Source organism: Arthrobacter sp. StoSoilB13, assembly GCF_019977255.1.
Lineage (GTDB): Bacteria > Actinomycetota > Actinomycetes > Actinomycetales > Micrococcaceae > Arthrobacter.
The window spans coordinates 655039-679892 of sequence record NZ_AP024647.1; the positions used below are offsets into that span (position 1 = coordinate 655039).

Below are 24854 nucleotides of genomic sequence, written 5' to 3' on the forward strand. Positions count from 1 at the left end.
CATGACAAGCACCCCTCCCATAGCGAATAGCTTGTTTGGACGGCGTGCTGATACTCCGGGGCTGCGTGCGCGACATCGCAACGCTCAACAAGTGCTGAAAGTCCCTGGACTGCCTTCCGCGCTCTACGCTGTGCTCATGAGTGAGCGAATGAGAACGTGGCATGGACAGCACAAGGCTGGGTTGAGCCGTGGTGAGCGCGCGGCCGACGCCCTTCGGAACGGCATGGGCAGCTGGACTTTCGTTGGGCTCTTCGTTGCCTTCATGGCTGCATGGGCCGCCGTCAATACCTATCTGTTCGCTGCGCAGGCCTGGGACCCGTATCCATTCATCCTGCTGAACCTCTTCTTATCAATGCTGGCGGGGCTCCAAGGCGCCATACTGCTCATTGCCGCAAAGCGTCAGGATTCCATAGCTGCCGCCATGGCTTTGCATGATTTTGAAACAGATGTGCAGGCAAAGGCAGAAATCGACCGGCTCATGGCGGTAAACAACCAGCAGCTGGAACTGCTGGAGGAACTCCGGGCACTCCTGCTCAGGCCAGGCCCGACGGATCAGGGAATGCGCAGGGGGGAGTTGGGTGAGTAGTCAGGCTCATGGATTCTTGTTAGGAATTCCACAATCCCTGGACGCATAGCGGATGGAAACTCCTCGTACTTTTCGCCCGTCGGCCACCCGCAGCGGTTTATCACGACGCTGACCCCGGAGGGCCAATGCCGCATGACGGGCCGCAAAGTGACTGGACTATCCGTTCTTAGCTGACTTATGGCCGATTTGTGCCAAACACCACGGCGTCCCGATCCCCAATCCAGCAGGGAAACAAGGACGCAGTGCTTCCGTCACCCAAACGCGCCCAGCTGGATGTTGACGGCAAGCACCACGGACGCCAGCGCGAGGATTCCCGCGCCGAGCTGCAAGAGGAGGCCGTCCTTGGAGAGCCGCGATCCTCCTGGCGCGGAGCGCGGAATGAGGGACACTGCACTGAAACTGGTCACCAAGGCCGCGGCGATGATGAGGCTCAAGCTAAGCATGGCGCCAGAACCTTCGCCGGCTTGCAAAACTTCCAGGGCGATAGACGACGACGTTGTCGCATGGGGGGCTGCCTTTCGCAGACGGATGCAACAACAATATCGTCAATTGTTGACGATTACCAAGGATTTCGAATTGCAGTCTGCCTTCGTTCAGCCTTCTCCGGGAACCTCGGACGAAGGCAGCGCCCGTAGAGCAAGTTCGCTTGCCATCTCGTCCCCGACTTCGCGGAGTTTTTCTGCCAGCAGTGCTGCGCTGGGGGCCAGGGGCCTATCGGGATGGAGCAGCAGCCCTACTTGTTGAGCCAGTCCGTTCAGATGAAGGTCGACGATCTTCACATCCGGTTCAGCCAAGGCCATGGACTCAGGCATGAGGGCCAGGAACCCCGCCTCCACCACGAGCGTACGCACGGTGGCCGGAGCGCCGGATTCGACCTGTTGTGCAGGTGGGGCAAGCCCGGCATTCCTGAAATTCTGTTCGAGCTCATCGCGAAGCGGAGTGTTGGCAAGTGGTACCACCCAGCGCTGATCTGCCAGGTCCTGCAGGGTGACGTCGGGCATGGCGTGGGCGGGGTGCCACGGAGCGGCGACGATGCGAAAGTCCTCACGGTACAGGGGGACGAGCCGCAGCCGTGCTGTACTGGGATGCTCAGTCACACGCCCTACAAGCAGGTCCAGGTCACCATTGCCCAGTTCCTGGATCAGTGTCTCAGGCGGCGCTTCGCGGAGACGGACTTCCACGCGGGGCTTTTCGGCGGTGAGGCGGGCGACAGCGCGCGGCAACAGGAGATTGGCGCCGGTGACATGTGCGCCCACCTTAACCAGGCCCGAGGCAGGGTCGGCCAGTTCCTCTACCCGGCGCCGCAGGGTGCTGAGATGACCGACGATGGCCTTTGCATGCTCAAGGCATGCCTCCCCGGCCGGCGTAGGGACCATCCCACGCGCCGTTCGTTCGAAAAGGGGTGCTCCGATGGCGTGTTCGGCTTCCCGTAAAGCGCGGCTCAACGCCGGTTGGGTTAGATAGAGTTCTTCGGCCGCCCGGACCAAGCTGCCTTGCTCCGCCACGGTGAGCACAATGACAAGGTGGCGGAGCTTTACGTGGGTGGTCAGCAGCGCCCGCAGGTCCATGCCTTCATCCTACGGGTCGATATCCTGCGGGCTGCTGCCAACCCCAGCGGGAGTGGCAATCAGCGGGTGCCTACAGACGCGGCCCGGTGCGGGGAGGCAACGTCCCTGTCCCACTGTGCTGCCTCCCGGCCAGCGGCTTTGAGCACCTGTTTGCGCACTTTGCCGTTCTCGGTCTGGGGCAGTTCATCCACGACCCGCAGGAAGCGGGGGATGGCGAAGGAAGCGAGCCGGGGAACACAGAACTCGCACAACCCCTCAAAATCCACAGGTTCACGCAGGACAAGTGCGGCCATGACTTCATCTTCACCGAGTTCGGAATCCACCGCGTACACGGCAGCCTCCTGGACGGCGGGATGCTGCCGCAGAACCTGCTCAACCTCCACTGAAGAGATGTTTTCCCCGCGGCGCCGGATGACATCCTTGATCCGGTCGACAAACCGGACCCACCCGTCCTCTTCCAGAACCACCCTGTCCCCGGAATGGAACCAGAGATCCTGCCACGCCTTCGTTGTCGCCTCGGGCATGGCATGGTATCCGGTGGCCAGTGCATGGGGCTGCTCGCTGCGGATGAGCAGCTCACCCGGCTGCCCATTGGGAACGGGCACTCCGTGCGCGTCCACAACGCGGATGGAGAACCCGGGCCGCACCTGGCCCATGTACCCTTGACGCCACCGATGGGGCGTGGAACCGATCACGGAGTTGGTCTCGGTGGATCCGTAGCCATCCAGGAGGAGCACACCGAACCGTTCCTGGAAGGGCTCCACCAGGCGGGAAGGCGTGGCCGGGGAAAGGGCCAGGCGAATGGTGTGGTTCCGATCGCCGGGTGCAGGCTCCTTGCCGGCGAGTATTCCGACCATCGCGCCGAGAAGGTAGGTCACGGTCGCTCCCGCCGAGGACGCATCTGCCCAGAACCGCGAGGCCGAAAACCGTGGGCCGAGTACGTACTCACCGCCGCAAGCGACGGCCTGCATGAAGGCATTGAGGGCGTTCGTGTGGAACAGCGGCAAACAGGTGTAGAGCACGTCATCAGGCTTGAGACCCAGCTGGTCTGACATATTTTCGGCCCACCAATAGAACTGCCCTTGAGGGCACAGCACACCTTTGGATACCCCGGTGGTGCCGGAGGTGTAAAGGATCGCAGCTGTGTCTGCCGGTCCCGCTTCCACTGGTTCCACTCCGGAAACGGCCTCGGGAACAGGCATAACCTCAAATGCGGGGGTGGCCTCGAAAGCGGTGGTAACGTCCGTCATCGAACCATCAAGTACCCACACCTTCTGCAGGTCCGGTATTGGACCAACCGCGGAGATATGGGGCAGCAGTTCAGCTTCAGCAACCATCAGCGCCGGTCGGGAGTTGATCAGGACGTGCCGCAACTGCTCGCCCCTGCTTGCAGTGTTTACGGGGACAGCGACAGCGCCGATCCATGCGCAGCCCAGGATGAAGTCCAGCAGCTCTATCCTGTTGGAGGACATCAGGGCTACTGTTTGGCCAGCCTCGATCCCGGCACTGCGCAGCAGCCCACCAGCGCGGGCAACTGCGTCTGCCATCGTCTGGCTGTCCCGACGAATTTCACCGCAGCGGAACAGAGGCGCCGTGGGTGCTTTCCGGGCTCGTTCAAGGAGCATTTCCGGGATGGTCAGGGGGCGGCGGTTTGGGTCTGTTACCTGAGGGTTCATGGCTGATTCTCATTTACGTTTGAGTGGACAGGGATGAAGGCGTGGACGCCGGGGCCGGCGTTTGGGTTGTTGGTGAGCGGCAGGCTTTGACCGGGCTTTGTCGTGCCGCCGGTCACCCTGGCAATGACATGAGGCCCGTTCGGGATACTCAGAGTGGCCAGAAGCGTGCCGTCAGCCAGTTGCGTTGTCTGCTGGACGTCTGCGTGCCCGGCCTGGACCGTCGAAAAGTCATCCTGTCCGCAGCGGGGACAAATGAGACGTGCCGGAAAGAAGAGGCTCCCGCATCCAACGCAGGCTTGGATGGCGGCGCTCATTCGGCTGCCTCCAGCACCGACATCGTGGCGCAGGCCCCGTAACGGTAAAGGACCATCCCATAACCGCTGACGACTGCGTGGCGTGCCGTGACCTGACGGGCCCCGGCCCGTCCCATCAGCTGTGTGGCCGCTTCAACCAGTCCGTGCATTCCACCCGCTGCACCAGCTTGCCCGGCCGAAAGCTGGCCTCCGGAGCTGTTGACCGGCAACTGGCGCGTGGCAATTCGGTGTTCGATGAAGTAGGCCGGGTCGTCCTGCTCTGAAAGAATGCCCAGGTCCGCCAATTGCGCGACCACCATGGCCGGGTAGTCGTCATAGACGCAGGCGAGACCTACGTCGCTGGGACCGATCCCCGCCTGCTCCCAGCCGCTGGTTGCGCAGGCTTGCAGGCCCGTAGCGAGGCCGTCGCCGGACTGTTGGTCGGAGTTGTACGAGGCCTTTGCGGAAAGCACCTTGGCGCGGGGAGTTCCCTTGCTACGATCTGCCATTAGGACAACCGCGTCCGCCCCGGTAACGGGAGGTACGCAGTCGTACCGGCCCAAGGGGGTGGCAACCATTGGAGCGTTAAGGTATTCGTCCATGCTCAGGGATGTGCGGTAGACAGCAGCTGGGTTATGCATGGCCCATTGGCGCTGCGCAACGGCGATGCGGCCGTAATCTTCCCGGCAGAGTCCCAAGTGCTCCATCTGGCGGGAAGTAAGCATTGCAAAGAGCGCATTCGGTCCGTTCATCGGCAGGGGCGTCAGATGGACTTCCGTCGCCTTGTTGTAACTGGCAACAAGGCGGGAGAACGCGGCCTGGTCCATGAGGTCACCGGCGGCCAGGACGATAACGTTTGCGTCGCCTGCTTCAATGGCACGGATGGCATGCTGGAGCATTCCACCTGCGCTGGCGCCGCCGTTGGTGTCCTGCATCAGCCAGGAGAGTCGAAGGCCCATGCGCCATGCCAGATCGATGGCGTGATCGGGTGCGAGCGTGAAGCTGGATACCGCAAACCCATCCACGTCACTGGTTTGGAGGCCGGCATCATGCAATGCCTTGCTCACGGCCCCGGCAATAAGCCGGGACGTGGTGGTACCTGGTGAAGGGTGCCTGGTGTAGGGGGACTGTCCCGTCCCGATGATGGAGACCGTCATGGCCATCCTTTCCAAAGAATGAAAGCAGTAGCAGAAGGACTTTGGGTGCCTACAAGAGAACCTGTGCCTGATGGCCAGCCTTTTCCTTCTGTGCGGCTTTGATGCCATGGCGCGAGAAGACCAGTGCTACGAGCGTGACCAGGACCAGGCCAATCACATAAAGGGACACCGGTATGGAGGAACCGTATTGCAGCAGCAAGGCTGTGGCGATCAAAGGGGCGAATCCGCCGGCGAAGACCGCTGCAAGCTCGTGGGCGATCGCCATCGCGGAATACCGGACCTCGGCGGAGAACAGTTCGTGGAAGAATGCCGGCTGCGTTCCGATCATTGCTCCGTGGCAGAGGCCATTGCCCAGGAGGAAGGCAAACATGACGATGGCGGGAGTGTTGGAATCAATCATGGAAAAGAACGGGAAAGCCATGGCGCCCATGCCAACTGCCCCGAGGGCGTAGACAGGACGCCGTCCAATCCTGTCCGAGAGATGGCCGAAGAAGATGTACGTGCCAAATGAGACAAGCATGGATACTGCCACTGCCATCAACAGCAGGCCCTTGTCCACGCCCACGTGAACTCCATAGGCAATGGAGAAGGAGAGGAAGATGTACGAGCCGCCGTTCTCTGCCACACGAAGTCCCATGGCGACGAGGATTTCGCGGGGGTGGGTTTTGATGGCCGCAAGCACGGGGAGGCGGTGTTGTTTGCTGTGGCTGACGGCGGTGAACTCCTTGCTTTCCGGTAGCCGGAAGCGAATGTACGCGCCCACTGCCAGCAGCACAACGCTCAGGAGGAACGGAACGCGCCAGCCCCACGCCAGGAACTGGGCGTCCGGCATCAACTGGACCAGGAAGAAGACCATGGACGACAGCACGAAACCGAGCGAAATTCCTCCCTGGCTGAAGGCAGAGAGCATGCCCCGGCGGGCATTGGAGGAGTTCTCGCTGATCAGCAGGACGCCTCCGCCCCACTCACCACCGGCCGCGATGCCCTGAATGACCCTGAGCAGGATCAACAAGGCAGGGGCCCACAGCCCTACTTGCGCATATGTGGGTAGCAAGCCCATGAGGGCTGTGCTGATTCCCATGATGGATAGCGTCATGACCAGGGCGCGCTTGCGCCCCAGCCTGTCGCCGATGTGTCCGAAAATGATTCCGCCCAGAGGACGGGCTGCAAACCCGACGGCGAAGCCGGCGAAGGCGGCCATGGTACCAACCAGGGGGTCGACGTCGGAGGGGAAAAACAACCGTCCAAAGACGACTGCCGATGCAGTGGCGTAGAGGAAGAAGTCATACCACTCCAGCGCATTGCCCACGAGGGAGGCAACAACGTACCGACGGACTCCGGGACGTTGTCCGGGCAAGGTGTGCTGTGGATGGGACATTGTTGCTCCTTAGGGCGAAAGCTCCGGCAATCGTGCGGCCAATTGGACGTACCGTCCTGGCTGCAACTCTGCGGATCAGGTTGTCCGCTTCATGATCGAAACGGTCAATTGTGATGGGCGTTACAGCTGCTGATTTCAGTTTCCACCGAGGGCAGGGGAACGTCGAATGCCGGTTTTGCCAGGGGCTATGCCTTTCCGGGTAACCCTTGCAATTGGGATGAAAACGCTGTTCCGGTGCGTATGAATGTGCTGCTAATGTCGCAGCCACAAGTCCTGTTGCGCACCGCCACGGGACCCTCAACGCCCTCATCGACGGCGGACCCATCCCCAAGGAACTCTCATGGATACCAGCAGCAATATTGACGTGCGCCAAGGCAGCGTAGCCCAGGTGCTTGCCGGCCTCGCCGCGGGCGGGATCGATGTCATTGACCTGACCACCAGGCTCTCGAACAACACTCCAACCCTCGAACTACCCGAGCCCTTCGCAAACCTCATCGACTTCAGCCTCGAAGAGGTCTCCGCCTATAACAGCCCCGGGCCCTTCTGGAAGCATCACAATATCCACACCGGCGAACACATAGGCACCCATCTGGACGCGCCCGTGCACTGGATCACCGGGCGCAACGGCAAAGACGTCGCCCGGATAGAACCAAACAGGCTCGTGGGCCCGGCCATCGTCCTTGACGCGACCGGGGAAGCTACTGCGGACCCGGACTTCCTCCTGGACCTCCACCACATCCGCCGATGGGAGGAAACCTACGGACCACTGCCCGACGGCGGCTGGCTCCTCATTCGAACGGGATGGGACAAGCGCTCCCATGACCGACAGCTCTTCCTGAACAAGGACGAGTTTGGGCCACATTCTCCCGGGCTCACGGTCGAATGCGCCCGATGGATTGCCGAGGAGTCTGCGCTGTCCGGCATTGGCGTGGAAACCGTTGGTATCGATGCCGGGGCCGCCGGTGGACAGGAACCTCCCTTTCCGGCCCATCACTTCCTGCTGGGTAACGACAAGTACGGAATAACCTCATTGCAAAACCTCGACCAACTGCCCCCAATCGGAGCCGCGCTCATCGTCGCGCCCTTGCCAATCGTTGGCGGAACCGGAAGCCCGGCCCGCGTGTTCGCGCTCAAAGAAGGAGAAACACGATGACCGTCACCACCAGCACCCCGGTTCTCAAACAGGACCCCACCGCGCTGGTCCCTGCATCCCGCTCCGTCAATGTTGCCGAACTCGTGGGGAACACCCTCGCCCGGCTTGGTATCGGCCACGTCTTCGGAGTAGTGGGCAGCGGGAACTTCGTCGTGACAAACGCACTGCGCAGGGCAGGAGTTCCCTATACCGCAGCAAGGCACGAAGGCGGCGCCGCCACCATGGCCGATGCCTACGGGAGGATGTCGGGCAAGGTAGGGGTCGTCACTACGCATCAGGGTTGCGGGCTGACCAATGCTGTAACTGGAATCGGGGAGGCAGCGAAGAGCCGAACTCCCATGATCGTCCTAACCGCGGACACGGCTGCATCCGCCGTCAGGTCCAACTTCACGATCGATCAGGATGCCCTTGCCCGAAGCGTCGGGGCAGTGGCTGAGCGGGTCCACTCGCCGCAAAGCGCAGTAGCAGACACCCTTCGCGCCTACCGGACGGCCGTAAATGAACGCCGCACGGTGGTCCTTTCACTGCCGACAGACATCCAAAGCGCAGAGGCACCGGCAGGAACAGGCCACGTGGAGCCTTTGGAACCCCGGCAGCGGATCAGGCCTCCACGGGCGGCTGCCAGCAAACTGGCAGAACTCATCCAAGCTGCGAAGAAGCCCGTCTTTGTGGCTGGCCGTGGAGGCCGCGATGCAGGGCCGGACATCGCAGCGCTCGCCGAAACCGCGGGCGCGCTCGTGGCGACATCCGCAGTCGCTCACGGACTCTTCAACGGCGATGCGTTCAATCTAGGAATCTCCGGTGGATTCTCCTCGCCATTCACTGCGGACACCGTGCGGGACGCAGACTTGATCGTCGGTTGGGGCTGTGCGCTGAACATGTGGACGATGCGCCATGGTTCGCTCATTGGCCCGGGAACAAAAGTGGTGCAAGTGGATCTTGATGACTCGGCCCTGGGGGCAAACAGGCCCATCGATCTGGGGGTACTGGGGGATTGCGGCGAGACGGCCGTTGCTGTGCTCCATGAACTGCGCTCTGCCGGACACCAGGCGGTTGGCCTGCGTACCAACCAGATGGCTGACCGGATAGCCGTGCATGCGCGCTGGAACTCGGTGGCCACGGAAGACCTGTCCACTGCGGGGACCATCGATCCCCGGGTGCTCAGCCGCGAGCTGGACCGGATCCTGCCCCACAATCGAATCGTTTCCGTTGATTCCGGCAATTTCATGGGGTACCCGAGCGCCTACCTGTCCGTTCCCGATGAGTATGGCTTTTGCTTCACCCAGGCTTTTCAGTCGATTGGGCTGGGGTTGTCCACTGCGATCGGCGCGGCGGTCGCCCAACCCCTGCGCGTACCTGTCCTGGGCACCGGCGACGGTGGCTTCCTCATGGCCATTTCCGAATTGGAGACGCTGGTCCGTGAGCGGATTCCGATGGTGGTGATTGTTTACAACGATTCCGCGTACGGCGCCGAGGTCCATCACTTTGATGCAGATGATGAAGACCTGGAAGTGGTTCGATTCCCCACGACAGATATCGCCTCCATCGCCGCGGGCTACGGTGTTGCCACCGTGACGGTCCGAAGCGTCGCGGATTTGGCTCCAGTGGAGGAATGGGTTGCGGGTCCCCGGGATATGCCGCTCGTCATTGACGCCCGCATCGCTTCCGACGGTGGCGCGTGGTGGCTCGCCGAGGCCTTCAAAGGCCATTGAAGCCGACCGTCGCGCAGGGCATCAGGATCCTGGACGCCCTGGCCATTCCTTGCCGGCCCAGGGATCGTAGTCCGCGATGAGCTCCTCCTGGGCCGGGCGCTTTGCTCCGGGGATGTGCTGCAGGTTCACCCGGACCCGGTACCAGAGCGAACTCGAACCGCGCATCCCATCGATGAGTACATCGGCGGGGTGCAGGTCCGGGACAAGGTCCGCATGCCGGGCTTTCCATTCATCGAGGGCGGCCTGCGCTTCGGGCTTGGTCTTTGTGCGGGCTACCTCAATGAGTGGCATTGTTGAGACACGGCGGCCCGACCCATCGCCGGCGCGCGGTGCCTTCTCGGCGGGGCCAAGTTCCTTGGCCAAGGCCAGCAGGCCCTCGAGGGATCCAACGGCGCCGTCGATTCCAGCGTGGGGATCGCCCAGCTCCGCGAAGCGTTCTGGCACTGAGCGGACGGTGAATTGTTCGGGCCTGGTGGTAGTGACCTCGGCCCATGTCAGGGGAGTAGAAACGCGGGCATCCGGCCGGGGGCCGGACAGAGTAGGCGGAGGCGACAGTCCGATCCTTCGCGTTCTGGTTGAAGTCGACGAAGACACTTTCGCCGCGTTCCTCCTTCCACCACCGCGCCGTGGCGAGCCCGGGGGCCCGGTTCTCGACCTCCCGGGCAAGGGTCTCCGCGGCGAGCCGCAGCTCGCTATAGGACCACTCCGGGGAGATCCGCACCAAAATGTGCAGTCCCCGGGACCCGCTTGTCTTGGGCCAACCAACCAGCCCGACGTCGTCAAGCACCTCGCGCGCCACATAGGCGACGTCGACGATCTGCGACCAATCCACACCGGGCATGGGATCAAGATCGATCCGCAGCTCATCGGGATGATCCAGATCCTCGGCACGTACGGGGTGGGGGTTGAGGTCCAGGCAGCCAAGATTCACCACCCACGCCAAACCGGCGGCGTCCCGGATTACAGTTTCTTCTGCTGACGTCCCCGATGAGTAGTGCAACGTTGCCGTATCAATGAACTCCGGATGGTTTTCGGGTACGCGCTTCTGAAAGAACGGCTCAGCGTCGATGCCCTTGGGGAAGCGCTTGAGCACCATGGGGCGGCCGCCCGCGCCCCGCAGCGCACCCTCCGCAACTGAAAGGTAGTAGCGGACCAAATCCAGCTTCGTTAGCCCGGGTTCGGGGAAAACCACCTTGTCCGGATTCGAGACGCGAACTTCGGCGTCGCCAATGTCCAGAATCTCTGCCGGAGTCTTCGACGGGTTCATGCCGCCACGCTAGCAACGATCGGCGGTCCCAGCCAGACCAAGGGCGAGGGCGGCGACTATATTGACCATGTCAGTCCACCACCACAATCGCGGGAGTCTGCACACTATGGCCAAGGAACTTGCTACCCAGCTCATCGAACAACTCCAGGCTGCCGGTGTGCAGCGCATTTACGGAATCGTCGGTGACAGCCTCAACCCAATAGTGGATGCCGTACGTCAAACGGGAGGGTCGGCCAAAGGCGGTATCGATTGGATCCATGTCCGCCACGAAGAAGCGGCCGCTTTTGCTGCGGCCGCCGAGGCTCAACTGACTGGCAAGCTTGCAGTCTGTGCCGGCTCCTGTGGACCGGGCAACCTCCATCTGATCAACGGACTCTACGACGCCAACCGCACTGGCGCGCCCGTACTTGCCATCGCTTCGCACATCCCCAGCAAGCAGATCGGCAGCGGGTTCTTCCAGGAAACCCATCCTGACCGGCTCTTCACCGAATGCTCAGTGTATTCGGAACTGGTCAGCACGGCCGAGCAGGCTCCCCGCGTTATGCACAGCGCCATCCAGAACGCTGTAGCCCTTGGGGGAGTCGCCGTCGTGACTCTTCCCGGCGATATCGCCGGACTTGAGGCCACCGCGCCGACGCCGTTACCCGCTACGTTTCGGCCCGCCCGCCTGATCCCGGACCAGTCGAGCGTCCAGGAACTGGCTGACGCCATCAACGACGCCGGAAAAGTCGCCATTTTCGCGGGGGCGGGCGTCCAGGGAGCCCACGACGAACTGATCGCTTTGGCGGAGCTGGTCAACGCCCCGATTGGCCACTCGCTGCGAGGCAAGGACTTCGTCCAGTACGACAACCCGTTCGACATCGGCATGACCGGGCTCCTGGGCTATGGTGCTGCTGCGGAGGGCATCGAGGACGCCGATCTGCTGATCCTTCTTGGTACCGATTTTCCCTACGACCAGTTCCTGCCGGACACCCGGACGGCACAGGTTGACCGGGCCGCACAGCGGCTGGGGAGGAGGACCGACGTCGACATTGCCGTCCACGGCGACGTCCTGCCTACCTTGGCCGCTCTTCTGCCCTTGGTCAATCCAAAGAAGAACCGCCGCTTCCTGGACCAGATGCTGAAGAAGCACGACCGCCTGATGAACAAGGCTGTGGGCGCGTACACGCGGAAGGTCGAAAAGAAGCAGCCCATTCATCCTGAGTATGCTGCTTCCCTGCTGGACCAGGTAGCGGCGGAAGACGCCATCTTCACCGCGGATACCGGTATGTGCAACGTCTGGACGGCTCGCTATATCAACCCCCTGGGCACGCGCCGGCTGATCGGTTCCTTCCTTCACGGGTCAATGACCAACGCCCTTCCACACGCCATCGGTGCACAGATGGCCTATCCCGGGCGCCAGGTGGTTTCTGTCTCTGGTGATGGGGGCTTGGCCATGTTGCTTGGTGAGCTCATTACCGTGGCTGCACATCAACTGCCGGTCAATGTAGTGGTCTTCAACAACTCAACACTGGGCATGGTCAAGCTCGAAATGTTGGTGGATGGGCTGCCCGATTTCGGCGTCGACGTACCTGACGCAAACTATGCCGCCGTCGCGAAGGGCCTTGGGCTTCCATGCTGTCCGGGTGACAGATCCTGCGGACATCGAGGAAGCGTATCGGGAGGCGTTCGCCTACCCGGGCCCTTCGCTGGTGGAGCTCATCACTGATCCGAATGCGCTGTCCATCCCGCCGAAGATTTCGGGGCAACAAGTCATCGGGTTCGCGACGGCCATGTCCAAAGTGGTCTTGAACCGCGGCGCCGGCGAAGCTGTAAGCATGGCCCGCAGCAATCTGCGCAACATTCCCCGGCGGTGACGGGAGTCTGTGCCGGCGGCAGTCTCAAACGGAACGCAGGAATTCCCTGGCTTACGGATGCTCGTCGAGAAGGGTGCCCAGAATAGCGAGGGCTTTTGACAGTTGGAGGTCGGACACTGCGCCATACCCGACGACCAAGCCATTCACCGGTGGGCGCTCAGCGTAATATCCGGCCAGGGGGATGACCCGTACACCCCGTTCCAGCGCCTTCCCAGCCAGATCCGCCGCGTCAGGGTGTTCGAAGCGGATCACGGCATGCAACCCGCCGTCGAGTCCTGCAAGCTCCACATCGGTCCGCGGGCCCAAGCGCTCAATGAGCAAGGACCGGCGGTGCGAATATTCCCTCCGGGCCCGGGCAATGTGTCGGGAGAGTCCGCCGCCCTGAAGGTAATGGGCGAGGGCCGACTGCAGGACCCCGGCCACCGGAGTGTCCAAGGCTTCACGTACGGCCTTGAGGCGCTGGCCGGCATCGCCCCGGACCACCAGATAACCGCAGCGCAGCCAAGGACTGAGGTTCTTTGAGAACGTTCCGAGAAGTACGACGTCGGCAGCTGCTGGCAGGGAGGCGACGGCAGGCAGGGGCATTCTGCTGTGGCGGAATTCGCTGTCGTAGTCGTCCTCCAACACGAGCACGCCATGGCGGTCCGCCCACTTCAGCAGGCCGAGCCGTTCCTGGACTGCCATCCTGCCACCGAGAGGGTACTGGTGGCTGGGGGTGATGAGGACGGCGTCGGGAATGACGTTGAGTCCGGCGAGTTGGGAGCTCTTCAGGCCGTCCTCGTCCACGGGAAGCAGCTGAAGATGGGCACCGGCCGCGCTCATCACCCGCCGCGCCGTGGGGTAGCCCGGGTCTTCGACCAGGATGCGCGGATTGTTCCTCCTGCCGCGAAGCATGGACACCACCAGATGCAGTGCATCACTGGTGCCGGCAGTAATCATGACGTCCTCCGGGTCGACGGCCAAACCCCTGGACACCGCCAGATGACCGGCCACGGCTTCCCGAAGCTCCAGCGTTCCAAGGGCTGGTGGCAGATGCGTGTTTCCTTGCTCCGCCAAGGCCCTCTTCCACGCGTTGCGCCACTCCCTGTCTTGGAACGGCGATCCCGAGGGGCGGCCGGGGGTCAGGTCAATCACCTCGGCGTTGGCAGGGCTGCTGCGCTGCGCTTTCACTTCGTCCGGGCGCTTTTGAATGTCCGGCCGGACAGCCACTCTGGTCCCACCAGTACCGTTGCTTTCCAGGAAACCTTCCCCGGAGAGCTGCTCGAAGGCCCGCACCACCACGCCACGGGATATCCCCAAGTCCTTGGCCAGGCTTCGGGTTGCGGGGAGCGTGTGCTCAGGCTGGAGGAGTCCGCTGAGGATGGCGCTACGGAGCTGGCTTGCAACTTGGGCGGACAGGGAGGCCGGACTCTGCCTATCCACCTCGATGGGTATTTCCGATTCGCTCATTGGACCTCCGGAGTTGTTCATTCTTGGATCTAGTGTAGGACCAAGCCCTTTGGCAGCATGAGACGCGTACTCACCCATTTGCTGTGCTCGCACCCGGCCACAGCCACAAGAAAGCAGGACTGTAGTGTTCAACGGCCTCAGCGCATTCCCCCTGACACCCATGAACGGTGAAAGTGTCGATCTGGACGCCGTTGCCCGGCTGGCGGCCCGCGCGGCACAGTCAGGGGCGGATTCACTCGGTGTCCTTGGCTCGACGGGAAACTACGCCTATCTCTCCCGTGAAGAACGACGCATGGTCCTTGAAGCGTCCGTTCAGGCTGCGGGGGGCGTGCCGGTTTTGGCCGGTGTGGGGGCAGTGCGTACCCGCGACGTCCTCGTTCTTGCCGGCGATGCCCATGCCGCTGGCGCCTCGGCACTGCTCTTGGCTCCGGTGTCTTATCAACGCCTGTCGGAAGGGGAAGTTTTCGGGTTGTTTGAGGACCTCGCGTCAGAGTCAGACCTTCCGGTCGTCGTGTATGACAATCCCGGCACCACGGGCTTTACCTTCACGGACGAACTGCATGCCCGGATCGCACGTATCCCGGGAATAGCTTCCATCAAGATTCCGCCGCCGGCTGCCACTGACATTGAGAGCAGGCTCGGCAAGCTCCGCGCAGCTTTGCCCGGGCAAACATTTTTGGGTATCAGCGGAGATTGGATTGCCGCCGAAGCACTGCTTGCTGGTTGCGATCTCTGGTACTCGGTGATTGGCGGGATCCTTCCCCGCCAGGCCCGGGAAATCGTTGACCACGCTTTGGCTGGCCGGCGCGATGATGCGATGGCAGCTTCCGCCGCGTTGGAACCCGTCTGGTCCCTGTTCCGAACCTATGGGAGCCTTCGGGTCACCGTCGCACTGGCTGAAGACCTGGGGCTCATTCCGTCGTCAGCCTTGCCGTTGCCGCTGCACGGCTTGGATACCGAAGGGCGCACCAGAGTTACCGAGGCCATCCGCCAGTGTGGATTGGAGGCCTAGGTGGCTTGGAGGGCTGGTCACCTGGCTGGAAACAACGCAAATGAATGGGGTCGGACCAAGAACGGGGGAGAGGGACATGAGCCTCATCGACGGGCGCACAACCAACCGTGCTGCCAGGGGTAAGCAGACGTCTCCGGGCGGATTGGCCCGCTATGTCGCTGCGGCCACCCTGGCGCGCAGCGCCGATGGGGGTGCGGTTGTCGCCATTGTCCTGCTGGTGACAACCAGTGGGGCGCCGGGTTGGCTGGCCGGAATCCTGGGTGCCTGCATCACGGCACCGCACCTTTTCGGTCCGTTCGTTGCCAGGACACTGGACACTGCCCGGGACGGCAGAACGGTGATCGCCTGGGCGTGCCTGATGCACGGCGTTACCCTGGCCGCTGCTGTCCTGCTGTACCCGCTGACTCCTCCAATCGTGCCGGGTCTTCTGCTCATTGCGTCCGGACTGGTCGGTCCATTATTGACGGGCGGCATTAGCAGCCGGCTCTCAGCGATCGCTGGGGGCAGCAGAATCAGTCAGCGACGCGCACATGGATGGGATGTAGCAACATATGGCATCAGCGGAACCATTGGTCCCTCTTTGGTCGCAGCTGTTTCGGGCTGGGCGAATCCGGCATTGGCGGCATTGATCCTAGCCGGACTAACGTTTGTCGCCGCCGCCCTGGTCAGGCTTTTGCCCTCTTCTCCTCAAACTTCAGTTCCCTCGGAGGTACCGCGCCCGGGTCCGACATTGCTAATGATGCTGTCCAGCGGTCCTTTGCGTCGCACGCTCTACCTGACGGTCGTCGTCGCCTTGTCGGTCGCTTCGCTGCCTGTCACCGCAGTGGCTTCGACGACACAACTGGGGGTCGGGCCAGCCGCGGCAGGGGTCCTGACTGCCGCATATGGTCTTGGCGGGCTTCTAGGATCCGCTGGTGTCATGATCCGGCCGTTGCGAAGCGATGCGGACCACCTCATGACCTGGCTGGGAGCTGCTGTTGGCGTTGCGCTGTGTGGGGCGGTCTTCGCCGGGATCTTCCCCGTGGCAGCGGTGGTCTATTCCCTGGCCGGAGTGCTCAACTCCTGCTTTTTCGCCGCAACATTGGCCGCGCGCAGCGAATATGCACCAGCCGGGGCACGAGGTCAGGTCTTCGTGTGGATCGGAGCCTTAAAGATCACAGCGGGTTCTGCCGGCACAGCGTTGGCAGGGGCCATGGTTGTACCAATGACACACCTGCCCTTGCTTTTGGCGTCCGCCCTTATTGCGGTGGCCGTGAGCGCTTCCCTGTTTGACCGCCGTCGTGAACGGTCCCAAACAGCGGGATCGGCCCTGAGGCAGGCCAGGGCCGCAAGACATATAAGGGTTCTACTGGAGCAGAAAGCCGCTTGCCGCACTTCTCCACAGCAGGGCACCATCACCTTTTCGTGTCACCTTGACGCTCTTGGGTTCGGGGGACTGGACCAGGTCCGGCAGGCCCACACCGAGCACCAAACAAGGTCCTGCCAACTATGCCCGAAGAAGCAACAGATCAATGGGATATGTTTGAACCGGCCAACTCGCCGGACACGGTAGCCGCAGCGGCATTCCTGCTTCGAAGGGCGTTGTCCCCAAACACATGTTCACATCCCCTCAGACAGGAGCGTCCGTGCCGAAGAGTCCACGTGATGAGATAGATGCGCAGATTCTGGCCGAGCTGCGGCGCAATGCCCGTATCAGCCTTGCCCAGTTGGGCGAGAAGGTGCTGCTCTCCCGAAACGCAGTGAGGCAACGGATTGAGCGGCTTGAACGGGACGGGTATATCCACGGGTACACCATCAAGGAATCAGCCGGGGAAGGCTCGGCCACGGTCAATGCGGTGCTCCTGATCCAACGGCATGACAGGATGCGGGGCGGAGACGTGATTGCCGGACTCAAGGCCATTCCTGAGATCGCCACTTGTGATGTCGTCAGCGGCGAACTGGATATCGTGGTCAGGGTGGAGGCCCCCGACGCTGCACGGATCCAGGAGATCTGGAGGCAGGTCTCAGAGTTTCCTGGAGTCCGCGACATCACCACTGCCTTGTCCCTCTCCACGGTCATCGACAGGCAGTCACCCCGCTAGGGCGGCGCGAACCATGCCGGGCTTAAATGGTTCCGGCGCTGCGGAACCGAGGAGGTTACGCAGCGCCGGACAGGCACGGCCTGTTTTATTGACGGTAACGCCAGGCGATCATCATGACGTGATCGCGATGACCTTGGGCTGCGTCATTTCTTCGTAGGCGAAGCGGACGCCTTCCCGGCCCATGCTGCCGTATTTCGAGCCGCCAAAAGGCATCGCATCGAGGCGGTAGTCCGAAGAATCGTTGATCATCACTCCGCCTGCGTCGATTGCCTTGGCGGTGGCCAGCGCCCGGGCCAGGTCCTTGGTAAATACCCCCGCTTGCAACGCGTATTCGCTGTCGTTGGCCAGTTCGATGGCTTCCTCGGCGGAGTCGAACGGTTCCACGAGGACCACGGGTGCGAACAGTTCCTCGCTCCATGCCTCGCAACTGCGCGGTACTTCGGTAAGGACAGCAGGTGTCAGGAGCGCGCCGTCCAAGGTGCCGCCAGTGAGCAGTCGCGCACCGGCCGACACCGCTTCGTCGATCTTGCGCTTCGCTTCTGCGGCAGAGGAGGCGCTGATCATGGGTCCGACGTCGGTCTGCTGCCTTCGGGGATCGCCTGTCGTGAGGGCGGCCGTTCGGGCGACAAAAGCGTGAAGGAAGGTGTCGAAGACCGGCCGCTGGACGAGGATCCGCTGGGCGCCGATGCAATTCTGTCCCGCGGCCCAGAAGGAACCGGAAACACTGGCCTCGACGGCGGCAGGAATGTCCGCGTCGTCGAAGACGATGACGGGTGCGTTGCCGCCGAGTTCCATGGACAGGCGTTTTATACCGGCATTGGCGGCGATGGCCCGGCCCGTGGAAAAGCCGCCCGTGAAGGAGACCATCCGAACCAGTTTGGACGAGATGATGGTTTGCGCGATGGTGCGATCGCCCAGGACAACGGTGACGAACTCCGTCGGCAGGCCTGCCTCGCGCAACAGGTCCACGAGGAGGATGGCCGTCAAAGGTGTCAGCTGGGACGGCTTGAGGATGACGGTGTTCCCTCCGGCAATCGCCGGCCCCAACTTGTGCGCCACCAGGTTCAGGGCATCGTTGTACGGGGTAATGGCAGCGATAAGACCCAACGGTTCACGGGTGAACCAGCCCTGGCGGTTTTCGGAGCCGGAGAAGGAGTCGAAGGGAACTACTTCGCCAACGTTGCGGCGGGTTTCCGCTGCCGAGAGCTTCAGCGTATTCACTGCACGGGAGACCTCTTTGAGCGCCTGTGTGATGGTCTTCCCGGCCTCGGCGACGATTAGCCCGGCCACTTTCTGCGTCCGTTGCTGGAGAAGGTCTGCAGCCGTATCCAGAATCCGCCCACGTTCATGACGCGGCATAGCCGCTGCTGCCGGAGCGGAGGCCGCCGCCCGGATGATCTCCACGCGCACATCTGCCTCGGTGCACTGTGGAAGTGTCGCCAGGATGGAACCGTCAAACTTGTCGTAGACCGCCAGGTCGGTGGTAGCGGCTGCGGTTGTGGCGTCGGCGATGGCTGACTCAGGCACGGACCGCTCCTTTGGCGAATTCGTTGACGGCGATGATGTCCGAGATGAGGGCGTAGGCAGTTTCCACGCGGCCGGCCCCAGGACCCGATACTGTGACGGCTCCCAGCAAATCCGTGCTGAAGGACACGGCATTGGTGGCACCGGAAATACCAGCCAGCGGGTGTTCACCCGGAAGGGCGATGGGCTGGACGGTAGCTACGATGCCGCCGTCGTCTTGCCGCCGGGCTTCGCCAATCAACTTCCAGCGGTAGCCGCTTGCCAGGGCCTGTGCCACGTCTTCGCTCTTGATGTCCTGAATACCGGTGGTTTCCACGTCATTGGGGTGGATGTTGGCACCGAGCAGCTCGTTGGCCAGGATGGCGACCTTCAACCGGACGTCCGAGCCGCCGATGTCAGCAGTGGGGTCCGCTTCGGCGTATCCGCGGTCCTGGGCTTCGGCAATCGCTTCCTCCAGGCCCAGCCCGGCCTCCATCCGGCCCAGGACGTAGTTGCTGGTTCCGTTCAGAATGCCTTGAACGGAGTTCAATTCGAGGCCGCCCAGCATTTTGTGTGCTAGTCGAATGACGGGCGTGCCACTCATGACTGAACCCTCGTACTCGAAACGGACACCATTGTCTGCCGCAAGCCGGCCCAGTTCCATGCCATGCAAGGCCACCGGGCCCTTGTTGGTGGTCACCACATGCTTGCCGGACTCGATGGCCCACTTGACGTGCGAAACTGCGGGTTCGCCGTCGATCGGACTGGTGAATGTAGCCTCAACGACGATGTCGGCCGGGCTGTTCTTGATGACGTCTTCATTGCGGGGATCCGGGCTGCCACCTGGCAGTCCCTCGAACGAGGACCCGCGGGGCATCGCCAACACGGCGGCCAGGTCGATGCCGTCTACCTGTACGAGTGAGCCGAAGGCAAGATCGGTGATGGCCACGACGCGAAGCTCGAATCCGAGTGAGGCAAATCGCCGGGGTTCATCACGGATGAGTTCGGCCAAAGCGCGGTTAACGCCTCCGAAACCGATGAGGGCCAGGTTGTAGGTAGTCACGTGATCTCCTTGGTAGGGCGGTGGTGCTGTCCTTTAAGCCTCGGTTCCAGGCGTGTCAGTTCCCTAGATGCGAATCGCCCGCCAAGGATGACGAAACGCCCAAAAAAGCTGCCAACCATGCCTAAACGCCCGCGGTGCTGCCCCCAGTTGGGATTGGATGGAGAACATCTTCCAGTGCAATGGCCTTCTTTACCGCTCGACGGCGGCTACCGCACTGATCTCCACCAGCGCCCCGGGAACGCCCAAACGGGAGACAAACGCGGCTGTCACGAGCGGCGGCTCGTCGGCGGCGAGGTCGGATGCAATGGCGCCGTACCCTGCGGCGAGGTCGGCGCCGTCCACGAAGAGGACCGTCCACTGCACGACGTCGCGAAGGGTTGCCCCGGCAGCCGCGAGCGCGGTCTTTGCGTTCGCCAGGGCGCGGGCAGATTGCACTCCAACATCACCCTCGCCTACGAGCGAACCGCCGCTGTCGACGGAGTTCTGGCCGCCGACGTAGATGGTGGTGGCGTTTGGAGGGACGACGGCTACATGGCTGAATGCCGGGCTGGAGACAAGTCCCTCGGGCCGGATGCGCTGGATAGGTGACATGACTGTATGCTGCCATCCCCGGCCAATTGCCAAAAGGGGGTGCACCCCAATGCTCCGGTTGGCCACGCCTCGTCAGTCGCGTATTCGCACTCAGGTGCTCGTGAGTCAGGTGTTCGTCACTCAGGCGAGGGCCGCCGTCGTTGCTGTTTCGTTGCTGCCCTCTGTACTTTTGCGGCGCGGTGCCGCTGGGCGGACCCGCGTGTGGGTTTAGTTGACCTGCGGACAGTCCGTGAGGCAAGGCCCGCCACCACAATGCCAGCGAGCTTGGCCAGGGCGCTCTCGCGGTTGCGTAACTGCGAGCGCTGTTCGGAGGCTGTAACTGTGATGACTCCGTCGACGAGTCGCTTCTCCAGGCGACGCAGCAAGATCTCCCGCTGGCCTTCTGTTAATGCCTCAGACGTAGCTACGTTCCAGGAAAGCTCAGCCTTGCTGTCGGTCGTGTTGACGTGTTGACCGCCCGGTCCCGATGAACGCGAGAACCGCCAACCGAGTTCCGAGGCTGGAATCGTGAGGGAGGGCGAGATTTCCAAGTCCATTGAACAAGCGTTGCACGTCGGGGCGGGTCTTCCCAGCCGGGCGGTGCTTCGGCATGCGTGTCAGAGCAGGTTTGCGGCGAGAGCAGAGGCGATGAACCGGCCGTACCGCACTGCGCTCCACCCTCGTTTCAGGACGAGGCTTTCGAACAGTTCGGGCGTGGTGCACGCGAACATGATGTCGGCGGCCTCTTCAGCGCCCAAGCCCGGACGGAGCAGGGCCTCGGGCAATCAGTTGACGCGCGTTGTGCAGCATCCGGCGATGCCGGGCGTCGTCAATGTCCTTCAGGAGGCCGGCCATGTCGGCATCCCCTGTTGCAGCGGCGTCACGGATCAGCAGGCTGATTTGTGCCGCAAGGGGGCGGACTTCTGCAGTGAACCGGCCGAACTGTTCCATCAGTTCCCGTGGGTCGTCTGCCGCTACTTGTGCGAGGTCTGAGCGCTGCTCGGCTGGCGGCCCGCCCTTGCCGAGGAGACTCTGCTCGTGGAGAGCCCGGACGAGGCCGGCCTTGCCGCCAAATTTCTTGTAGATGGACTCCGTCGATACTGCGGACGCAGCGGCAATTTCGGAGATGGTGGTCGCGCCGAAGCCCTGCAGGAGGAATAGTTCGCGGGCGTGCGCGAGGATGGTGCGCCGCGACGCCTCGGCGGCTTGGCGGCGACGGCTGGCATCGTAGCTGCGTTGACCCCCGGATGTTTCACCGGGACTCTTGATTCCGGTTGCCATGACTCCTAGACTCCAATCAATACAGATAACTGTATTGAATTCAAGATACCGCACCAAGGAGTCACCATGGAAACCGTGGAGGGCCTGGAGCGCCTTCCGGAAGGGCCCGTTCGCCGGATGTTCGCTGCGTCCGGCCGCCACGACCTTGACGCCTTGGTCGCCGAATTCGCCGCGGACTACGTCAACATCACCCCGATTCATCCCGAACGTAATTTCACCGGCCGCGCCCAGGTCCGTGCCAACTGGACCAGCCTTTTTGCTGGCATTCCTGACCTCACACCGGCAATCGCCGACGCCGCTGAAGGCCGGCACGGAACCGTTTGGGTTGAATGGGGCGCCCGGGGCACAAGACGCGATGGGACGCCGGTGGAACTTGCCGGAGTGGCGATTATTACTGTGCGGCAGGAGCGGATCGCCTCCGTCCATTTCTATCTCGAACCTGTGGAACGTTCTTCGGGTGACATCGACGACGCCGTCCGCACCACTGCGGGCACGGGCCTTCAGGATGGGGCCGTACTTCCGATATCGCAGGAGTCATGATCCTCGTAGTGGGCGGTACGGGCCGCCTGGGTTCGCGGCTTACGGGGGAACTGGTTCGGCGCGGTGCTTCCGTACGGGTCATGGCCAGGGGTGAATCCCAGCCCTTCCCCAGGAAGAACGTCGACGGCGTCGAGCTTGTCCGCGGGACGCTCGCCTCGGGCAAGGACTGCGGACGGGCCGTTGCCGGATGCAGCCACGTGGTGTTCGCGGCGTCGGGCTTTGGGCTGAAAAGAGGCGGCAACCCACGCAGTGTGGACCGCGACGGCGCACTTCGGGTCATCGATGCCGCGTCCCGGGCGGGCGTGGAACATGTAGTGATGATGTCGATGCATGGGGCGGCTCCCGATGCCCCTCTGGATTTCCTGCGCATGAAGTACGCAGCGGAGGAGGCATTGAAGGGCCTCGGGCATGGCATGGACAGTAATCCGGATGGGAGCGAACCTTGAGCAGTTCCTCGACTCAATGAGCCAGCCCCTCCACACGAAGGGCAGGGTGCTTGTCTTCGGTTCGGGACGGGCACCTGTGACATTTACGTCGACGCCGGACGCTGCTGCCGCTGTTCGGTTGGCTCTGTCCGGACCTTCCTTGCGTGGAAGAACCGTTGAGTGGGGGTCCGAAACGCACCCCTTCAACACGCTCGCGGAAGCCATCCTCGCAGACGCTGGAAAGGGCTCGATCCAGAGGATCCCAGTGGCAGCGTTGCGGGTGATGGCCGCAGTTGCAGGTCCGATTTCGCCGTTCATGGCCCGGATGGCCAGGGCTGCGCTGTGGATGGAATCAGGCGCTGCGGCCTTCGATCCGGCTGTGGAACGTGCCGCGCTCCCTGAAATTCCGGTGATCGGACTGCGTGAGAGTTTGGACCGGATCAGGAGCACATGAGTCGTGGTGCAAACCGGCCTTCGGGAGGACAATGCTAGGCACAACCTGAAATCCCGTGAGGAGCAGCCGTGGGCGAGCCAACTACAGAAGCGACATCAGCGCAGTTGATGGTGGATTTGATCATTTCCCTTGATGGGTATGCCTCAGCGGAGGGGTGGCCCGGTTGGTGGGGACTTGAATCCCCGGAATACCTTGCCTGGCTTGAGGAAGAAGGGAAGAAGGATTTCACAACGCTGATGGGGGCCAACACCTATCGGGTGATGTCAAGCATGTCGGAACAGGCCGCAGGCGAAGACTCCGGGTTCTCCAAGGAAGAGGGAGAGGCCTTGACAGGGCTGGCTGCCCTGCCGAAGGTCGTCTTCTCGTCCACACTCCAGGAACCCCTGGCTTGGCCGAATTCCGAGCTGGTAAGCGGGGATGCTGTGGAAGCTGTCAAAGAGCTGAAGCGGACCCGGACCGGCACCCTGACCACACTGGGAAGCCTCAGCCTTTGCCGCTCTTTGTTGAGTGCCGGACTTGTGGACCGATACAGGATCGTCGTTTTTCCGGTGATCACTGGCCGCACTGGCAGGGAACGGATCTATGACGGCTATCCTGATGTTTCGCTTCAAATGGTGAACAGCAGGACCTTCGATGGTCAGCTGCAGCTGCTGGAGTACATACCCACGCTGATCAGCGGTCCGCCTGTCCGGCAGCCGTGAAAAGAGGCTCCAGCGAATCCGAATAGCTGGACATTATTTCGGCAAACGTGAGCAGCTGGAATCCTTCAGCGGGGCAGAGGAGTGGTTCGCTGGTGGTTCCATTGGCGGTGAGCGTCGCGATTCCCCATGGACGCGTTGGTTCGCCGACCGAGATGCCGGCTGCGTCGAAGGTGTCCCGGAGCACGTACCGCGTGACGGTCCGCCACGACTGCAGGAACGGTGGCCGCAAACTGCTCAACGAGTTCTTCATCGTTGGCCTGGTAGGCAGTCCACAGATTCACGGACAGTTCGTCCCACTCCTTGGCGTCACGGACCATGAGGTGGGCCGCCCGGAGTCGGGCAATCGTTTCGTTCAACGTCATGGTCAGTCCCCAAACTTCCTGTCGTTATGTGTATGGCGGAAACGGCCGTCGTTATTTGTACGGCGGAAACGGCCGTTGTAGAGATGGCCGTTGTAGACATAACGGGCCGTTGTTCCGCATGATTCCCGGCCGCCGCGCGATGAAGGCCGGCGCTCACGCTGGGCCGGAAGTCTCTTGCAAACCTGCTTTGATTTTCCGCCACCCGCCTGCGCGATTGTTGGCGGCGATCTGTCGCAGCATAGCGATGAGGGGTGCGGTAGGTACATCGTCGTTGATGTAAAAGCTGATCATTCGGCCGGTCTTGTTATCGTGCCCTGCTGTGATGATCCCGGCCGGGTCAGGAACGGGGCGGGGCGATGGGTAGGCTTGCTCACATGGTCGACGTCGAGCGGTTCCGGGTTCTGCTGGAGGAGGAGCGGGGCCGGAAGCTTGCCCTGCTGAAGGCGCTGCGCAGTGACATCACATCGGTCAGCCTCGCCCGCCAGGACTCGAACGTCGACGACGAGCATGATCCTGAAGGCACCACCATCGCCTTCGAGCTCTCACAGGGCCTCCGCGCTGCTTGACCAGAGCCGTGTGGGCCTTGAGCAGATTGAGGCCGCGTTGCAGCGGATTTCCGATGGTACTTACGGCATATGTGCGCTTTGTGGTGTCGCTATTCCGGAGGGCCGGCTCGAAGCGAGGCCGTGGACGCCCTATTGCGTCAAGCACGCCTCAGGCAAACATTAGAACCCGGACAAACAGGAAACCCAGGCAACAGGAAAACC

At 62.5% G+C, this 24854-nt stretch carries 24 protein-coding genes and 3 pseudogenes; 12 read left to right on the forward strand and 15 right to left on the reverse strand.

What is annotated here, in order from left to right; genetic code table 11:
* The first annotated feature begins 136 nt into the window (after window positions 1-136).
* Complete coding sequence (locus LDP01_RS03075; protein ID WP_224090121.1) at window positions 137-586, forward strand: DUF1003 domain-containing protein; 450 nt, start codon at window positions 137-139, stop codon at window positions 584-586.
* Window positions 587-837: 251 nt separating this feature from the next.
* On the opposite strand, the gene LDP01_RS03080 is transcribed toward LDP01_RS03075, so the two are convergent.
* From LDP01_RS03080 to LDP01_RS03105, 6 genes are all read right to left on the reverse strand, one after another.
* Window positions 838-1029: a hypothetical protein gene (locus tag LDP01_RS03080; protein ID WP_224090122.1), complete on the reverse strand. Its 192-nt coding sequence runs from the start codon at window positions 1027-1029 to the stop codon at window positions 838-840.
* 150 nt (window positions 1030-1179) lie between these two features.
* Window positions 1180-2154: a LysR substrate-binding domain-containing protein gene (locus LDP01_RS03085; RefSeq protein WP_224090123.1), complete on the reverse strand. Its 975-nt coding sequence runs from the start codon at window positions 2152-2154 to the stop codon at window positions 1180-1182.
* Window positions 2155-2213: 59 nt separating this feature from the next.
* Window positions 2214-3830 carry an ATP-dependent acyl-CoA ligase gene (locus LDP01_RS03090; protein WP_224090124.1) on the reverse strand — a complete coding sequence of 539 codons (1617 nt, stop codon included), beginning with the start codon at window positions 3828-3830 and terminating at the stop codon, window positions 2214-2216.
* Window positions 3827-4144: a zinc ribbon domain-containing protein gene (locus LDP01_RS03095; protein ID WP_224090125.1), complete on the reverse strand. Its 318-nt coding sequence runs from the start codon at window positions 4142-4144 to the stop codon at window positions 3827-3829. Before LDP01_RS03095 ends, LDP01_RS03090 begins: the two co-directional genes overlap by 4 nt.
* Window positions 4141-5280 (reverse strand): thiolase family protein, encoded by a 1140-nt coding sequence (locus tag LDP01_RS03100; RefSeq protein ID WP_224090126.1) that lies wholly within the window; start codon window positions 5278-5280, stop codon window positions 4141-4143. Before LDP01_RS03100 ends, LDP01_RS03095 begins: the two co-directional genes overlap by 4 nt.
* Window positions 5281-5329: 49 nt before the next feature.
* Complete coding sequence (locus LDP01_RS03105) at window positions 5330-6658, reverse strand: MFS transporter (protein ID WP_224090127.1); 1329 nt, start codon at window positions 6656-6658, stop codon at window positions 5330-5332.
* Window positions 6659-6998: 340 nt separating this feature from the next.
* On the opposite strand from LDP01_RS03105, the gene LDP01_RS03110 reads away from it, so the two are divergent.
* Window positions 6999-7811, forward strand: coding sequence for a cyclase family protein (locus LDP01_RS03110; protein ID WP_224090129.1), 813 nt, complete (start codon window positions 6999-7001; stop codon window positions 7809-7811).
* Complete coding sequence (locus LDP01_RS03115) at window positions 7808-9523, forward strand: thiamine pyrophosphate-binding protein (RefSeq protein ID WP_224090130.1); 1716 nt, start codon at window positions 7808-7810, stop codon at window positions 9521-9523. The genes LDP01_RS03110 and LDP01_RS03115 overlap by 4 nt, the downstream gene beginning before the upstream one ends.
* Window positions 9524-9544: 21 nt before the next feature.
* On the opposite strand, the pseudogene ligD reads toward LDP01_RS03115, so the two are convergent.
* Window positions 9545-10790: pseudogene (ligD, locus tag LDP01_RS03120) on the reverse strand (non-homologous end-joining DNA ligase).
* A 106-nt stretch (window positions 10791-10896) separates the two neighbouring features.
* Here ligD and LDP01_RS03125 point away from each other — a divergent pair.
* Window positions 10897-12646 (forward strand): annotated as a pseudogene (locus LDP01_RS03125) (pyruvate dehydrogenase).
* Window positions 12647-12697: 51 nt separating this feature from the next.
* Here LDP01_RS03125 and pdxR read toward each other — a convergent pair.
* Window positions 12698-14095, reverse strand: coding sequence for a MocR-like pyridoxine biosynthesis transcription factor PdxR (gene pdxR / locus LDP01_RS03130; protein WP_224090131.1), 1398 nt, complete (start codon window positions 14093-14095; stop codon window positions 12698-12700).
* Between the two features lie 124 nt (window positions 14096-14219).
* Here pdxR and LDP01_RS03135 point away from each other — a divergent pair, with 124 nt between their 5' ends.
* The 3 genes from LDP01_RS03135 to LDP01_RS03145 all read left to right on the forward strand — a co-directional run bounded on the left by LDP01_RS03135 (window position 14220) and on the right by LDP01_RS03145 (window position 17188).
* The gene (locus LDP01_RS03135) at window positions 14220-15107 is read left to right on the forward strand and encodes a dihydrodipicolinate synthase family protein (protein WP_224090132.1); all 888 of its coding nucleotides are present in this window, start codon (window positions 14220-14222) and stop codon (window positions 15105-15107) included.
* Between the two features lie 76 nt (window positions 15108-15183).
* Window positions 15184-16659, forward strand: a complete 1476-nt coding sequence (locus LDP01_RS03140) for an MFS transporter (protein WP_224090133.1) — start codon at window positions 15184-15186, stop codon at window positions 16657-16659.
* A gap of 73 nt (window positions 16660-16732) precedes the next feature.
* The gene (locus LDP01_RS03145; RefSeq protein WP_224090134.1) at window positions 16733-17188 is read left to right on the forward strand and encodes an Lrp/AsnC family transcriptional regulator; all 456 of its coding nucleotides are present in this window, start codon (window positions 16733-16735) and stop codon (window positions 17186-17188) included.
* A gap of 111 nt (window positions 17189-17299) precedes the next feature.
* Here the strand turns inward: LDP01_RS03145 and LDP01_RS03150 are convergent, their stop codons facing one another.
* The 6 genes from LDP01_RS03150 to LDP01_RS03175 all read right to left on the reverse strand — a co-directional run bounded on the left by LDP01_RS03150 (window position 17300) and on the right by LDP01_RS03175 (window position 21605).
* Window positions 17300-18715, reverse strand: coding sequence for an aldehyde dehydrogenase family protein (locus LDP01_RS03150; RefSeq protein ID WP_224090135.1), 1416 nt, complete (start codon window positions 18713-18715; stop codon window positions 17300-17302).
* On the reverse strand, window positions 18708-19754 hold the full coding sequence (locus LDP01_RS03155) for a homoserine dehydrogenase (protein ID WP_224090136.1): 1047 nt from the start codon (window positions 19752-19754) through the stop codon (window positions 18708-18710). The genes LDP01_RS03150 and LDP01_RS03155 overlap by 8 nt, the downstream gene beginning before the upstream one ends.
* A gap of 189 nt (window positions 19755-19943) precedes the next feature.
* Window positions 19944-20345, reverse strand: a complete 402-nt coding sequence (locus LDP01_RS03160; RefSeq protein WP_224090137.1) for a RidA family protein — start codon at window positions 20343-20345, stop codon at window positions 19944-19946.
* 116 nt (window positions 20346-20461) lie between these two features.
* Window positions 20462-20881, reverse strand: coding sequence for an alternative ribosome rescue aminoacyl-tRNA hydrolase ArfB (arfB, locus tag LDP01_RS03165; RefSeq protein ID WP_224090139.1), 420 nt, complete (start codon window positions 20879-20881; stop codon window positions 20462-20464).
* Between the two features lie 60 nt (window positions 20882-20941).
* Window positions 20942-21082, reverse strand: a complete 141-nt coding sequence (locus LDP01_RS03170; RefSeq protein ID WP_224090141.1) for a hypothetical protein — start codon at window positions 21080-21082, stop codon at window positions 20942-20944.
* Window positions 21072-21605, reverse strand: a complete 534-nt coding sequence (locus LDP01_RS03175; RefSeq protein ID WP_224090143.1) for a TetR/AcrR family transcriptional regulator — start codon at window positions 21603-21605, stop codon at window positions 21072-21074. Before LDP01_RS03175 ends, LDP01_RS03170 begins: the two co-directional genes overlap by 11 nt.
* 66 nt (window positions 21606-21671) lie before the next feature.
* Between LDP01_RS03175 and LDP01_RS03180 the strand changes: the two genes are divergently transcribed.
* From LDP01_RS03180 to LDP01_RS03195, 4 genes are all read left to right on the forward strand, one after another.
* Entirely contained in the window at window positions 21672-22145 is a 474-nt protein-coding gene (locus tag LDP01_RS03180) for a nuclear transport factor 2 family protein (protein ID WP_224090145.1), read from the forward strand.
* Complete coding sequence (locus LDP01_RS03185) at window positions 22142-22591, forward strand: NAD(P)H-binding protein (protein ID WP_224090146.1); 450 nt, start codon at window positions 22142-22144, stop codon at window positions 22589-22591. The genes LDP01_RS03180 and LDP01_RS03185 overlap by 4 nt, the downstream gene beginning before the upstream one ends.
* A complete protein-coding gene (locus LDP01_RS03190) occupies window positions 22554-23024 on the forward strand; it encodes an NAD-dependent epimerase/dehydratase family protein (RefSeq protein ID WP_224090147.1) in 471 nt (156 codons plus the stop codon). The genes LDP01_RS03185 and LDP01_RS03190 overlap by 38 nt, the downstream gene beginning before the upstream one ends.
* A gap of 107 nt (window positions 23025-23131) precedes the next feature.
* Window positions 23132-23725, forward strand: coding sequence for a dihydrofolate reductase family protein (locus tag LDP01_RS03195; protein WP_224091001.1), 594 nt, complete (start codon window positions 23132-23134; stop codon window positions 23723-23725).
* 65 nt (window positions 23726-23790) lie between these two features.
* Here LDP01_RS03195 and LDP01_RS03200 read toward each other — a convergent pair whose 3' ends face one another.
* A complete protein-coding gene (locus LDP01_RS03200) occupies window positions 23791-24087 on the reverse strand; it encodes a hypothetical protein (protein WP_224090148.1) in 297 nt (98 codons plus the stop codon).
* A gap of 374 nt (window positions 24088-24461) precedes the next feature.
* Between LDP01_RS03200 and LDP01_RS03205 the strand changes: the two are divergent.
* Window positions 24462-24816, forward strand: a pseudogene (locus LDP01_RS03205) (TraR/DksA family transcriptional regulator).
* Window positions 24817-24854: the final 38 nt, after the last annotated feature.

Bases quoted from the DNA above. Each gene is read 5' to 3' on its own strand.
- LDP01_RS03075 (WP_224090121.1), top strand. From the start codon at position 137: ATGAGTGAGCGAATGAGAACGTGGCATGGACAGCACAAGGCTGGGTTG.
- LDP01_RS03140 (WP_224090133.1), top strand. From the start codon at position 15,184: ATGAGCCTCATCGACGGGCGCACAACCAACCGTGCTGCCAGGGGTAAG.
- LDP01_RS03090 (WP_224090124.1), bottom strand. From the start codon at position 3,830: ATGAACCCTCAGGTAACAGACCCAAACCGCCGCCCCCTGACCATCCCG.
- LDP01_RS03160 (WP_224090137.1), bottom strand. From the start codon at position 20,345: ATGTCACCTATCCAGCGCATCCGGCCCGAGGGACTTGTCTCCAGCCCG.
- LDP01_RS03175 (WP_224090143.1), bottom strand. From the start codon at position 21,605: ATGGCAACCGGAATCAAGAGTCCCGGTGAAACATCCGGGGGTCAACGC.
- LDP01_RS03180 (WP_224090145.1), top strand. From the start codon at position 21,672: ATGGAAACCGTGGAGGGCCTGGAGCGCCTTCCGGAAGGGCCCGTTCGC.
- LDP01_RS03080 (WP_224090122.1), bottom strand. From the start codon at position 1,029: ATGCTTAGCTTGAGCCTCATCATCGCCGCGGCCTTGGTGACCAGTTTC.
- LDP01_RS03100 (WP_224090126.1), bottom strand. From the start codon at position 5,280: ATGACGGTCTCCATCATCGGGACGGGACAGTCCCCCTACACCAGGCAC.
- LDP01_RS03195 (WP_224091001.1), top strand. From the start codon at position 23,132: ATGGTGGATTTGATCATTTCCCTTGATGGGTATGCCTCAGCGGAGGGG.
- LDP01_RS03115 (WP_224090130.1), top strand. From the start codon at position 7,808: ATGACCGTCACCACCAGCACCCCGGTTCTCAAACAGGACCCCACCGCG.
- LDP01_RS03190 (WP_224090147.1), top strand. From the start codon at position 22,554: ATGGCATGGACAGTAATCCGGATGGGAGCGAACCTTGAGCAGTTCCTC.
- LDP01_RS03085 (WP_224090123.1), bottom strand. From the start codon at position 2,154: ATGGACCTGCGGGCGCTGCTGACCACCCACGTAAAGCTCCGCCACCTT.
- arfB (WP_224090139.1), bottom strand. From the start codon at position 20,881: ATGGACTTGGAAATCTCGCCCTCCCTCACGATTCCAGCCTCGGAACTC.
- LDP01_RS03200 (WP_224090148.1), bottom strand. From the start codon at position 24,087: ATGACGTTGAACGAAACGATTGCCCGACTCCGGGCGGCCCACCTCATG.
- LDP01_RS03185 (WP_224090146.1), top strand. From the start codon at position 22,142: ATGATCCTCGTAGTGGGCGGTACGGGCCGCCTGGGTTCGCGGCTTACG.
- LDP01_RS03095 (WP_224090125.1), bottom strand. From the start codon at position 4,144: ATGAGCGCCGCCATCCAAGCCTGCGTTGGATGCGGGAGCCTCTTCTTT.
- LDP01_RS03110 (WP_224090129.1), top strand. From the start codon at position 6,999: ATGGATACCAGCAGCAATATTGACGTGCGCCAAGGCAGCGTAGCCCAG.
- LDP01_RS03105 (WP_224090127.1), bottom strand. From the start codon at position 6,658: ATGTCCCATCCACAGCACACCTTGCCCGGACAACGTCCCGGAGTCCGT.
- pdxR (WP_224090131.1), bottom strand. From the start codon at position 14,095: ATGAGCGAATCGGAAATACCCATCGAGGTGGATAGGCAGAGTCCGGCC.